Source organism: Rhodococcoides kyotonense, assembly GCF_900188125.1.
Taxonomy (GTDB): domain Bacteria; phylum Actinomycetota; class Actinomycetes; order Mycobacteriales; family Mycobacteriaceae; genus Rhodococcoides; species Rhodococcoides kyotonense.
The window spans coordinates 318,871-331,525 of sequence record NZ_FZOW01000003.1 but is presented as its reverse complement, the minus strand read 5'-3'; the positions used below and the strand labels follow the sequence as shown (position 1 = coordinate 331,525).

The window sequence follows — 12,655 nt, the reverse complement described above, 5'->3', positions numbered from 1 at the left end:
ATCAGTGCGCGTGGTGCAGCGCGGCGACGGGTACGACGATCGTCGGTACCGAAGAGTGATGCAGCACAGCGCGAGACGTCGATCCCGCGAACACTGCCGAGAAGGTCCCGCGGCTGGGTGCGCCGACGACGATCACTTGCGCATGCCCCGACTCCTCGACGATGGCGTGCGGTGCCTTGTCCGTGACGACCGCCGTCGTGATCGGAATCCCCGGGTACCTCGCCGCCCATGGTGCGGTGATATCCGTGAGCCAGGACTCGACGGGCGGTCCGGGATCGAGGCGGTATTCGGCGTTCGCGCGGGCATGAACGACCCGGAGCCCGACGCCGCGTCGTGCCGCCTGATCGAATGCGACGGTGAGAATTGCGTCGTTGTTGACCGAGATGTCCAGGCCCACCACGACGGGAAGCGACGACGGGTCGTGCCCGCTCTGCCAGTAGCCCTCAGGAACCCGCACGACCGGGCATTGCGCGTGTGCAGCAACGTGATCGCACACCGATCCCAGAACTCCGCGGGCAAGGCCGCCGGCACCCCTCGAGCCGACAGCCTTCGAACCGACGACTACCATCCGCGCATCCTGTGCGTATTCGGTCAGTACGTCTGCCGGACGTCCCGCCGCGAGTACCTTGTCCACCGAGAGGGACTCGCCTGCAACGCTCTCCGCCGCAATGCAACTTCGATCCAGGGTGGAGCGCGCGCGTGCACGAGCGCTCGAAACCATGCCACCGCGTAGATTGATCGCGTCGGAGAACGATCCTTCGATTCCCGGGTCGGCATGCACCAGCACCAGAGTGGCTGTGTGCGAGGCCGAGTCCGCAGCTGCCCATCGCACTGCGCCCAGACTGGCCGGTGAATCGTCGACACCGACAACGGTCGCGTTGGATCGCGCGGCGTTCCCGTGTGTCATGAATTCATCATCGGGCCACCGCTGCCCATGACGATAGGGACTTCCGGCCTGCCGTTCGGGACGAAAAGCCCATGCGGATTTCCGATTCGCCCTATTTTCGTCCCGATTTTATTTATGATCGATCCGCTCGGAATCGGCGTGATTCGGTAAGGGGAGGCCATGCGGCGTCGTTCGACATCGATCGTTCTGGGGGCGGTGTTCGTCCTGGTGATTGCGGCAGGGTGTAGCTCGTCGTCGGAATCCTCCGACAGCACGGGGACTGCATCGGCCACTGCATCGAGCACCGCATCGACGACGGCGGAGGCCTCGTACGTCGCGGACCTGCAACCGAAGATCGAAAAAGCGATGAGCGACAACGTGATTCCAGGCGCGGTCGTCGTCGTCGAATCTCCCACCGAGGGCAACTGGACCGGCACGTTCGGGACTCAGGTCATCGGTGAGGATCGCCCCGTCTCTGTCGACGACTATTTCCGCATCGGAAGCAACACGAAAACGATGACGTCGACGGTCATCCTCCAGTTGGCGCAGGAAGGCAAGATCGGTCTGGACGACCCGATTGCGAAGTACCAGGACGGAGTTCCGAACGGCGACCGCATCACCATCGCTCAACTGTCCGACATGCACAGCGGGTTGTACAGCTACAGCTTCGATCCGGCGTTCAATACGACGCTCGACAACGATCCGCAGAAGGCGTGGACACCGGACGAGTTGTTGGCCATTGCATTCTCCCATCCCGTCAATTTCGAACCGGGCGCGAAATTCGAGTACAGCAACACCAATATCGTGCTTCTCGGCCTCGTCATCGAGAAGGTCACCGGTATGCCTGCCGCGGAAGCGTTGCAGCAGAGAATCTTCGAGCCCTTGGGTATGACGCACACATCGCTACCGGATGCCACGGACGCGTCGATCCCCACGCCTCATCCGCAGGGGTATTCCTTCGGCACCAATGTCTCCACGATCGACACGTTCGCACTGCCCGAGCCGCAGCAGTCGGAGGCTCTCGTCGGAACGTTGAAGCCCAACGACGAAACGGATGCGAACCCGTCGTGGACCTGGACTGCGGGCGGAGCGATCTCGACGGTCGACGACATGGTCACGTACACGAAGGCGCTCGTCGGCGGAGGGCTGCTCGACGAAGGCATGCAGAAGACGAGGCTGGACAGCATTCAGCCGATCGAACCGCAGAACCCGGACGCGGCGGGCTACGGTCTCGGGATCGCTCGATTCGGGCCCGCTCTCATCGGTCACGATGGCCAGATCCCTGGTTTCACGACGGTCGCGGTCAACGATCCCGCGACCGATCTGACCATCGTCATCGCGACGAATCTGGCGACGGTCCCGACGGGTGAGGGGTCGGCCCTGGTCCTGCTCAAGGCAATGATCCCGACGTTCTACGGCGAGGGCGCTGTCACCGGGGGCAACCCGGCGAGTGTTCCGGAGAAGACGGGCGGTCAGACATCCGGTCCGTCGCTCACCACTCCCGAGACAGCTGAGCCGACGCCTACTCCGTGAGGGTGCTGCGGTTCGGCAGTCGATCCACGCCCCAACTGCGTTCGATGTAGCCGATGACGTCGTCGATGGCGGCGGCGGGCACTTTGTCCGGTTCACCGTTCTCGAGCGGGTCCGTATGGAAGATGTACACCCGAGATGCGAACTGCTCGAACGGAAGTGAGCCCTCGCCTGCCCGCTCACCGTTACCCGCTGTTCCGACGACGACACCGTCGCCCCAATCCTGGCCGCTGTCGTTGTTCGGGTTGAAGAAGTAGACGCGCATGACGGCGTCGGGGTCGAGTGCGACACGCAGGATGGTGATGGCGTGCCAGCCGATGTAGCGAGCGGCGCTGTCGGTGACGGCGACACCTGCAGGCTGCGGGTGAATCAGCCGCTGACCGCCGTTGTAGTCCAGGTGATACGACGCGTAGAACTGGCGCAGGAAGTCATCGAGGTCGATGAGATTGCCCGTCGCGACGTCGACGTTGATATGGAATCCGCGCGCCGACCACCACCCGTGGAACTCGGGGTTGACCCAGCGATGAGGATCTCCCGGCCGGTCGGAACACCGTCGACCCATTTCGGCATATATGCGGTCCAGGTGCGGCACGAGCAGCTGAGATACAGGGTCGAGGTCGATCGGTGACGTGGTGGCGACTCCGCCTGCACTGTCGTTGGACGACAGCGGTTGGCCCTCGAAATGCATGACGATCTCGTCGTCGCGAGCCGCCCAGACGACCATCTGAAGCAGGTAGTCGGGGTCGTTGTATGCCCACATCGACAGTGCGCGGGCCGACTGGCACGTCGGGTTGTCGCCCTGCCCGACGCCGAGCGGCTGGCCGAGCATCGACAGCAGCCCGCCGAGCAGTCTCGATTCCGGGGCTGGCGTCTGTCCGAAGACGCCGACGAGGCGCTGGCGAACATCCGGTGCCAGCTTCAGGTTCAGCTGACGCCACAGAGACGGAACGATCGGGGGTTGGTGAAGGATTCCGCGGTCGAGCAGCAATGCGATGCCGTAGAGGCATTGGGCGGTCTCGGGGTGGACGGCGTCGAGGATCAGGGCATGCACCAGATCGGGGTACCGCTGCAGGCAGGTGCGACCGGTCTCGGAGACACCGAGGACCTCGCCGAGGAGGTATGGATTGTGTTCGATCAGGAACCGAGCCAACGTGGCGTGGTACGGCGAGACGAGACCCGTGTCGTGCATCGCGCGGGCGAATCCGCGCGCCTCGAATTCGAGGCCCTCGGAGTCCAACGCGTCGAGACGGGAGCGGTAGGTGTCCACACCCGGGTCCTCGCGGCACGCCTCGGTCGGCCCGAACAACGCAGAAATCAGACGGTCGAGGCCCTGGCCGGCCGCGTTCAACTCGACGTCGGGATCTTCTCGATACACCGCGATGCGAGTGACCATCGCTTTGACGTGATCGACCTGGATCGGCCGTTGGCGCAGGACCCGCCAGATCTCTTCGGTGAGTTCGTCGAGCACGCTCTCGTAGCCGATCTGATCGGCCACGTACCCGAACAGATCTCGTATCAGATGCGCCACCCGACCGAGTCGTACGCGTTCCGCCTCGGACGGCGGTGAGAACAACACTTCGAGATTCATCGCCAACACCTGCGACAGGAACCGCCTGGCGTCCTCGGCAGTGATGGCCGAATGGTCGTAGTCACCGGCGGCGATAGCGACGAGCCGGAGTTCACTGGCCGCTTCCAGTACGACGGTGTCGATGACGCCACTGCGCAGGCTGGGCCCGACGTACGCCGGTACCAGGATGTCGGGGTGCGCCCAGTCCGAGCCGAGGAATAGTCCGGCATCCTCGAGCGCGGCAGCGCGCGTCCGAACAGCCGCACACCCTCCTGGCTGGAGGAGCACGCGGTGCAGCGCGTCGAGGACCCGCCGTACCTTGGTGGTCTTGGAGAACTCGGGCGCGGCGGCCATCGCCTCGGTCGCGTGATCGAGCTGAGCGAGCCGCGACGTCAACGCTGGATCGACGAGCGGATCCAGAGCCTGCGACGGACCCTGCTTGGCGTTCCCGAAATCTTGCCTCACACGTAGAAGTCCAGTTCTTCCTGATGTTTCAGAAGGTCACGCATCCGGTACGGGTCGTCGCCGAAGAAGTACAGCAGACCCCAGTGTGTTCCGAAGGCCGTCCGCTTGGTGACAGTCTCCTCGACCGGCGCGGACAGGTCGTTCGTCTCGTAGTAGTCGTGTTCGGCTGTCTCGGAAGGAATTTCGAGATGGCTGACGACGCGTCGCCGTGGGTAGACGCCGAAGCATCCCGCGATCCCGGTGGCGTCGACGACTTCCTTTGGAAAGAAGGCGTCGATCTCTTCCTCGGTGGTCTTGGGGTCGAACGCGAGCGCCAGGCCCTGGTATGCGTTGAAGCCGTAGGCTCGCTCCAGGAGCTCGAAGACCTTGAAACCTGGTGGCCGGTAGGCGACTTCGCCGAAGTACATCTCGCCGTCGCTCGTCACGAAGTACTCGGGGTGGATGAAGCCGAACTCGATGTCGAACGTCTTGATGAGTTTTTCGATCTGAGCGGTGATCTGCGGGCGGTACTTCTCGAGCTCTGGGGTCGCAGGTACGAACACCGAGTAGCCGAGCGTCACGTACTCGGAAATGTTGAGGAACTTGATCTTTCCGTTGTGGACCCACGCCTCGACCGCGAATTCCCAACCGTCGAGGTGCGATTCCATCAGCACCGGGAATTCGTCGTCGGGAATCGAGTCGACCTCGTCGGGAGTTCGAATGACGCGGTGTCCGAGGCAGCCTGCCTTGTCGAACGCCTTGAGGTGGATGGGGTCGTTGGGGTCGCCATCGAGCTTGAGCAGCGTCTGATTGACCCGTCGAAGGAATCGAATGACGTCCTCGCGGTCGTGCGCCTCCTCGAAGATGCCGACGCGGATTCCGCCCAGCTGTGCACGACGCTTCATCAGCGCCTTGTCTCGCAGCAACATCGCCTGACCGAACAGTCGCGGGTTGCCGAGCAACACGGAGTTGATCGCCCCCGCCCATTCGACGGTCTCCTCGTACAGCGGAATCGCGACGTCGACGCCCTTGTCCTGCAGTGTCTCGGCGATTTCCAGCGATCGATCGTTGAGCCGCTCGAAATTCCACGGCAAGTACGGAATGTCGTGTTCCGTGCAGTATTCCTCGGCCCATTCGGGCGCCACGACCACGTATCGACGGTCGAATGCGTCGAGGGCTTCGACTGCCGCCAAACTCCAGCCCAGTAGTGCGACGTAGCCCTTCTCCGGATCTTTCTCCAGGCGTGTGGGCTGCGGCATACAAGGTCCTTTCCGTCGGCGAAATCGTGTCAGGTCAGTTCGTTCCACCGTACAGAGCAGCGTCGACGCGATTCCACCGCGCCCTTGACCTGCGGCGACGTATCGTTTCGGCATGAGACTTCTCGTCACTGGCGCCAGCGGCTTCATCGGACGGAACTTTGCGGCTCACGCGCGAGAACAGGGACACGATGTCGTGGGTATGGACCTCGGACCTGCGTCCGGGCCGTGGCCGCATGTCTCGGCGGACATTCGAGATCGCGCGACGCTGCAGAGGGTCGTCGACGAACATTCGATCACCGATATTCTGCACGGCGGCGGTATCTCCGGTCCGCACGTGGCGAACGACGACCCCGAGCTGGTGACGGCCGTCAATGTCGGCGGCACCGTGGGTGTCTTCGAGACGGCACGGCGAGCGGGGATATCCGGCCGCGTTATCCTGCTGTCGTCCAGCTCGGTGTACGGAAAGGCTTGGGAGAAAGCATCTTCGACGCGACCGTGCGTCGAGACGGACGTACTGCTCGCCAGCGAACCATACGGTGCGTCGAAGATCTCCAGTGAGGCGATGATGCGGGCGTACATCGACGGATTCGACGTCGACGCACTCGCTCTGCGTGTGTCCATCGTGTATGGACCCGGGCGCACTACGTACTGCGGCATCACCGAAATGGTCAGGCAGGCGATGGATTCCGGTGTTGTCACGCTGCATCAAGGGGCTGATCTGCCGCTGCCGTGGGTACACGTCGACGACATCTGTACCGCGTTGGATGCTGCATTTGCTGCAGATCGAAAGTGTTTGGACGGCAACGATATTCACGCATACAACGTGACCGGTCCGGGACAGCCGACATTCGAGCAGATCGCGTCGGCCATATGCTCGTCGATTCCCGGCACGCGCGTCGAACAGGGGGACGAGCCCGATGCGTACGTGATGAACGCGCGAACCATGTCGACCGATGCGGCAGCTACCGACCTCGGCTGGATCCCCTCGGTGACCGTCGAGAAGGGCGTCGAGAACCTCCTCGACGCGCATTAGGCTGTCGCAGTGCCGAAAACGAGTGCAGGACTGCTGCCGTTCCGGCGGCGTGGCGGCGTCGTCGAGGTTCTGATCGCGCATCCGGGCGGTCCGTTCTGGGCGCGCAAGGACGCAGGGGCGTGGTCGGTGATCAAGGGCGAATACACCGACGAGGACCCCATGACCGCAGCGGTGCGCGAATTTCGCGAGGAGACAGGTTTCGACGTCGTCGGCGATCCTTTTCTTCTGGGTGTGGTCACGCAGAAGGGAGGCAAGGTGGTGACGGTGTTCGCCGTGGATGCCGATTTCGACGCCTCTGCAGCGGTCGGCAACACGTTCGAGATGGAGTGGCCACCGAAGTCGGGAAAGACACAGTCGTTCCCGGAGATCGACCGGATCGAGTGGTTCGGGCTCGCGGATGCGCGGGTCAAGCTGCTCGAGGCACAGGTCGTGCTGCTCGACGCGCTGGAGTAGAGCAGTGCGGCTGCGCCACCTGTGCGTGGAGAGTTGGTTTCGGCGCCAACTCTGCGCGCACGGGCGCCGCAGGCGCATCTTGACGCGGTGCGTTCGACCGTGCGAACCTGAGCGCATTGTCCGACCGAGCGATCGCTCGGTGCGCGCTCGAACCGGAGGAACATACTCGTGGCCATCGATCTGACGTACTCACCCGAAGTCCAGACTCTGATCGACAAGACGCGCACGTTCGTTCGCGACGAGGTGCTGCCGATCGAGGACGAGTTCCTCGGCAACATCGCCGACGCAGGTGGCGACGACAGGCGGCTGTCGATGCAGAAGGCCGCCAAGGACGCCGGTGTGTTCGCCCCGCATGCGCCGATCGAGTACGGCGGCGCCGGACTGAACATGAGCGATCGCGCGCCACTGTTCGAGGAGGGCGGCTACTCGCTGTTCGGGCCCGTGGCGCTCAACATCGGCGCCCCTGACGAGGGCAACGTCCACATGCTCGCCCACATCGCGTCGGCGGCGCAGAAGGAGCAGTTCCTCGCGCCGCTGGCCACCGGCGACGTCCGGTCGGCCTTCGCGATGACCGAGCCTGCGCCCGGCGCCGGTTCGGACCCGTCCGCGTTGACGACGGCAGCAGTGAAGGTCGACGGAGGCTGGAAGATCGACGGTCACAAGTGGTTCATCACCGGCGCCGACGGGGCAGGCTTCTTCATCATCATGGCCCGCACGTCGGGCAAGCCCGGTGACCGCGGCGGCGCCACGATGTTCCTCGCCCCTGCCGACACTGAAGGCATCAAGGTCGGCCGTCACATCGGCACGCTCGACAAGGCGATGATCGGCGGCCACTGCGAGGTGTTCTTCGACAACGTCTTCGTGCCCGACGAGAACGTCCTCGGCGCGGTCGACGAGGGCTTCGCCTACGCGCAGGTGCGCCTCGGGCCTGCCCGCATGACACACGTGATGCGGTGGCTCGGCGCAGCCCGACGCGGCCACGACATCGCCGTTGCGCACGTCGCGCAGCGAGAAGGCTTCGGTTCCAAGCTCGGTGACCTGGGGATGATCCAGAAGATGGTCGCGGACAACGAGATCGACATCGCGGCCACTCGGGCTCTGCTGGTGCAGGCCTGCTTCGCGCTCGATCAAGGGTCGCATGCGGGCAACGAGACGTCCATCGCGAAAACGTTTGCGGCGGAGGCGATATTCCGCATCGTAGATCGTGGTATCCAGATGTGCGGCGGACTCGGAGTGTCCGACGACCTCCCACTCGCTCGGCTCTCCCGCGAAGTGCGTCCTTTCCGCGTGTACGACGGCCCATCCGAGGTTCATCGCTGGGCTATCGCCAAGCGGGTCGTCGGCGCCGCGAAGAAGGCAGCACGGTGACCGAACTTCCCGGAATGAACACGCCTGCGCTGGCGAAGTTCCTGACCGACAACGGAATCGACCTGCAGGGTGATCTGAAGGTCGAACTCATCAGCGGCGGTCGATCCAATCTGACCTACAAGGCGTTCGACGAGAAGTCCGCGTGGGTCGTCCGACGCCCGCCGACGAGCGGACTGACGCCGTCGGCGCACGACATGGCACGTGAATGGGCTGTCACCAGTGGGTTGCAATCGACGGATGTGCCGGTCGCACGAACCATCGCCTTCGACGCGGAGGGCAGCGTACTCGGCGCTCCCACAACGGTTGTCGAGTTCGACCCGGGTCGGGTCATCCGAACGCGCGAAGATCTCGAGAATCTGTCCGACGCGGATCTCGCCGCCAATACTGCCGAATTGGTCCGTGTTCTTGCACGACTGCATCGCGTCGACTACCGGTCCGTCGGTCTCGGAAGCTTCGGCAAGCCGGACGGTTTCGTCGGTCGGCAGGTGAAAACGTGGGCGCGGCAGTGGGAACAGGTCAAGACGCGGGAACTGCCCGACGTCGACACACTGCGTGACAAGCTCGCCGAGGCAGTCCCGGCGACCTCGGCCGCATCCATCGTGCACGGTGACTATCGCGTGGACAACGTGATCCTCGACGCCGAAGACCCGGGTTCCATTGCAGCCGTCGTCGATTGGGAGCTGTCGACGCTGGGTGATCCGCTCACCGACGTCGCCCTGATGTGCGTCTACCGGCAACCGATATTCGACGCGGTACTCGGTGCGGGAGCAGCCTGGACGAGTGACCGCTACCCGTCGGTCGACAGCCTGGCCGACATGTACAGCCGCGAAGCCGACACCGAACTGGCCGACTGGAACTTCTACATCGCGCTCGCGAACTTCAAACTCGGAATCATCGGCGAGGGCATCACCCATCGCGCACTGGCCGGTTCGGATTCGGGATCGGGGGCTGCGAAGGCCGCCGAGGTGACGCAGGAGTTCATGGCAGCGGGTCTGCGAGCGATGGAGGGAAAGCAATGAAATCTGCACTGGTGACCGGCGGTTCGCGCGGTATCGGACTCGGAATCGCCACGCGACTGGCGGAATTGGGCTACGGGTTGACCGTCACGGCACGGGATGCGACGACGCTCGAATCGGTGGCAGCCGGCTTGTCGGCCGCAGGTGCTCCCGAGGTAATCACGGTCGCAGTCGATCTCGCGGACCGCGATGCTGCCGACAGAATCGTCGACGCCCACGCGTCGCGCTTCGAATCGATGAACGCTCTGATTCTCAACGCCGGTGTCGGTACCGCTGGGTCGATCGCCGAATACCCGATGCGCAGGTTCGACAAGACGCTCGACGTGAACTTCCGTGCACCGTTCCAGATTCTGCAGAACTCGATTCCGTTGCTGCGGCGCGTCGCCGAGGCGGACACGGAACACGGCGCGAAAGTGGTTGCGCTGGCGTCACTTGCGGGCGTCTACTCCGAGGCAGGCCTGGCCGTCTACGGTGCGACCAAGGCAGCCATGCTGTCGCTCGTCGAGACACTGAACGCGGAGGAGAGCGGCAACGGCATCACCGGAACCGCCATCGCGCCAGGGTACGTCGACACCGACATGAGCGACTGGACCAAGGACAAGATCCCCGCCGAGTCCATGATTCGCGTCGGCGACATCGTCGAACTCGCCACCAGTGTGCTGAACCTGTCGTCGCGCGCTGTGGTTCCGCGCATCGTCGTCACCAGGGCTGGGGCCGGTTTGGGGGCCTGACCTTACCGCTTGAATGGTCCTTTCATGCGCTCAGATCGTATGAAAGTGCCATTCAAGCGATGGGGTCTACCACTCTGCAATCGCAGGCACCACGCGCGTGCCGAGGATCTCGAGCGGCGTGATACTCGCGACGTTCGGCACCCATCCGTGCACGTGACTGATTCCGAGCTTCGACAGACCTTCCAGTTGGCCGAGTAGTTCGTCGACGTTCTCGCCGTCTGCGCCCGGATCGAGCGGGAACATGACGGTCTTCTCGATGGCGTCGTAGTCGGTTCCCAGTGTGTCGCAGTGCTTTCGGAGGACCTCGAGCTTGTGTTCCACCTCCGGTCCGCCGAAGAGATTGCACGCCTGTGCATACTGCGCGACGAGGCGCAGTGTCTTCTTCTCCCCGCCACCGCCGATGAGGATGGGCGGATGCGGACGACGCAGAGGCTGGGGCACGTTGAGCGTGCGTCCGAGCGTGTAGTGCTTGCCCTCGAACGGCCCTTCGTCGTCGCTCCACATCTGCAGGCAGATCTGCAGCGTTTCCTCGAGACGTTCGAAGCGCTCGGCCGTCGGCGGGAAATGCAATCCGAGGCCGACGCTCTCGTCCTCGTTCCACGCGGCGCCGATACCGAGGTACGCGCGTCCCTTGGACAGGACGTCGAGAGTCGTGACTGCCTTCGCGAGCAGTCCGGGTTCGCGGTAGACGGTCGCCGTGACCCACGCCAACAGGTCCACCTTCTTCGTGACGGCGGCGAGGTAGCCCAACGCGGTGTAGGCCTCGAGCATGTCCGTCTCGATGGGGCCCACCGGTTCGATCTGCCAGAGGTGGTCCATGACGCTGATCTTCGCGAAGCCGGCGTCCTCGGCCGTGACGGCGATGCGGGACAGGTCGTCGGCGAGCGCCGACGGTCCATCCGGAAAAGTGAAATCGGCAATGTGCAGTCCCAGTTCCATACCTCCACGGTAGGCACATCGACGCGGTCTACCCAGGGATTGCTGGTACTACCTTCGATCGTGACTTCAGTGCTTCGATTCCAACGGCGACCCCGAAACGCGCCATGAAATCGAGCTTTCGGGCGCTTCGGCGTGTTGGCAGAAGAGTGCATACCGGTTTGTTTCCTGTGCCCGTTCGTAACTCGTGACCGTTCGCCCGCAGTGTGTAACACTCCCGTCAGCGCGGTCGGCGGAACCGCTTTTCGGGGTGGGGGTTTCATGGCCTTCTGGCGACGGCTCATGGTGATCTGCGGTGTCGCGATCGCGTCGAACATTGCTCTTGCCGGCTTGGCTCAGTCCTACCCGGTGGGCACCGTGACCACGCTGTCGGTCTACTCGGCCAGTATGGGCCGGGACATCACGGTGCAGGTCCTGACACCCGCTGTCGGGAACGGCCCCAGGCCGACGCTCTACATGCTCAGCGGCGTCGGTGAGGAGGACCCGTCGAACAGTATGTGGCTTCGCAAGGGCGGTGCAGCGGAGTTCTTTCGGGATAAGAACGTCAACGTCGTCCTGCCGCTGGCCGGCCCGGGTAGTTTCTACGCCGACTGGCAGCGCGACGACCCCACGCTCGGCCGGAACCAATGGGAGACGTTTCTGACCCAGGAGCTGCCGCCGGTGATCGACGCGCGGTTCGACGGCAACGGCCGCAACGGAATTGCGGGTCTGTCGATGGGCGCGCAATCGGCGATGATGCTGGCGTCGGGCAATCCTGGCTTCTATTCCGCGGTTGCCGCGTACAGCGGATGTTTCGAATCGGCAGATCTGGTGGGCCAGGGCCACATGCGTTCGATCGTCTCGGCGTTCGGAGGCAATGCCGACAACATGTTCGGTGGGCCCCTCGATCCGGCGTGGGCGCAGCACGACGTGATCGCGCACGCGGAAAACCTCCGTGGCACAGCACTGTACGTGTCTGCAGGCTCAGGGATTCCCGGTCGTCACGAGCAATTCGAGACGGCGGCGGACTGGGACATCGTGCTCGTCGGTGGCGCCATCGAGGTGGGGTCGAACCACTGCACCCGAATGCTGAGCGATCGACTCGAGCAGCTGTCCATCCCGGCCACCTTCGACTTCGAGGAGACCGGAACGCATTCATGGGCTTACTGGGTCGATCAGCTCCCCAAGAGTTGGCCGACACTGGCCGCCGGCCTGGGGTTGTGAACGCGAGAACGGGTACGAGCGCAACTCTCCGGTGTGGAGGCAGAAGCACCTTCGGTAAGGCGCCGACTTTGTCTGAGTCGATGTGTAACTTGAGCTCGTGGATTCGAGTGACATGCATGTGAGCGCCGGTGGGCTTTCCGAGTTCCTAGAGCATTTTGCGTCGACCGAGATAGGCGAACGCACATGGCTGTCGCTGGCTGAACAACTCTTGCGGTGGGCGGCAGATGCC

Annotated in this window: 11 protein-coding genes; 7 read left to right on the top strand and 4 right to left on the bottom strand. The window is 63.8% G+C overall.

Annotated elements, in window-relative coordinates:
• Position 1 precedes the first annotated feature (1 nt).
• On the bottom strand, positions 2-907 hold the full coding sequence (locus CHB96_RS07110) for a universal stress protein (RefSeq protein ID WP_089244466.1): 906 nt from the start codon (positions 905-907) through the stop codon (positions 2-4).
• Between the two features lie 159 nt (positions 908-1,066).
• Between CHB96_RS07110 and CHB96_RS07105 the strand changes: the two genes are divergently transcribed.
• Complete coding sequence (locus CHB96_RS07105) at positions 1,067-2,419, top strand: serine hydrolase domain-containing protein (RefSeq protein ID WP_089244464.1); 1,353 nt, start codon at positions 1,067-1,069, stop codon at positions 2,417-2,419.
• Here the strand turns inward: CHB96_RS07105 and CHB96_RS07100 are convergent.
• Together CHB96_RS07100 and CHB96_RS07095 are read right to left on the bottom strand one after the other, a co-directional pair.
• The gene (locus tag CHB96_RS07100; protein ID WP_089244769.1) at positions 2,409-4,403 is read right to left on the bottom strand and encodes a hypothetical protein; all 1,995 of its coding nucleotides are present in this window, start codon (positions 4,401-4,403) and stop codon (positions 2,409-2,411) included. The two genes, CHB96_RS07105 and CHB96_RS07100, sit on opposite strands and share 11 nt — an antisense overlap.
• A gap of 41 nt (positions 4,404-4,444) precedes the next feature.
• Positions 4,445-5,686 (bottom strand): ATP-grasp domain-containing protein, encoded by a 1,242-nt coding sequence (locus CHB96_RS07095; protein ID WP_089244767.1) that lies wholly within the window; start codon positions 5,684-5,686, stop codon positions 4,445-4,447.
• Positions 5,687-5,798: 112 nt separating this feature from the next.
• On the opposite strand from CHB96_RS07095, the gene CHB96_RS07090 reads away from it, so the two are divergent.
• The 5 genes from CHB96_RS07090 (at position 5,799) to CHB96_RS07070 (ending at position 10,287) form a co-directional block, all read left to right on the top strand.
• Positions 5,799-6,719 (top strand): NAD-dependent epimerase/dehydratase family protein, encoded by a 921-nt coding sequence (locus CHB96_RS07090; RefSeq protein WP_089244462.1) that lies wholly within the window; start codon positions 5,799-5,801, stop codon positions 6,717-6,719.
• A gap of 9 nt (positions 6,720-6,728) precedes the next feature.
• On the top strand, positions 6,729-7,172 hold the full coding sequence (locus CHB96_RS07085) for an NUDIX hydrolase (protein WP_089244460.1): 444 nt from the start codon (positions 6,729-6,731) through the stop codon (positions 7,170-7,172).
• 168 nt (positions 7,173-7,340) lie between these two features.
• Entirely contained in the window at positions 7,341-8,540 is a 1,200-nt protein-coding gene (locus CHB96_RS07080; RefSeq protein WP_089244458.1) for an acyl-CoA dehydrogenase family protein, read from the top strand.
• The gene (locus tag CHB96_RS07075; protein WP_089244456.1) at positions 8,537-9,559 is read left to right on the top strand and encodes a phosphotransferase family protein; all 1,023 of its coding nucleotides are present in this window, start codon (positions 8,537-8,539) and stop codon (positions 9,557-9,559) included. The genes CHB96_RS07080 and CHB96_RS07075 overlap by 4 nt, the downstream gene beginning before the upstream one ends.
• Entirely contained in the window at positions 9,556-10,287 is a 732-nt protein-coding gene (locus CHB96_RS07070) for an SDR family NAD(P)-dependent oxidoreductase (RefSeq protein ID WP_089244454.1), read from the top strand. The genes CHB96_RS07075 and CHB96_RS07070 overlap by 4 nt, the downstream gene beginning before the upstream one ends.
• A gap of 66 nt (positions 10,288-10,353) precedes the next feature.
• Here CHB96_RS07070 and CHB96_RS07065 read toward each other — a convergent pair whose 3' ends face one another.
• The gene (locus tag CHB96_RS07065; RefSeq protein WP_089244452.1) at positions 10,354-11,226 is read right to left on the bottom strand and encodes an LLM class F420-dependent oxidoreductase; all 873 of its coding nucleotides are present in this window, start codon (positions 11,224-11,226) and stop codon (positions 10,354-10,356) included.
• Positions 11,227-11,484: 258 nt separating this feature from the next.
• Here CHB96_RS07065 and CHB96_RS07060 point away from each other — a divergent pair, with 258 nt between their 5' ends.
• Positions 11,485-12,426, top strand: a complete 942-nt coding sequence (locus CHB96_RS07060; RefSeq protein ID WP_089244450.1) for an alpha/beta hydrolase — start codon at positions 11,485-11,487, stop codon at positions 12,424-12,426.
• The last annotated feature ends 229 nt before the right edge of the window (positions 12,427-12,655 follow it).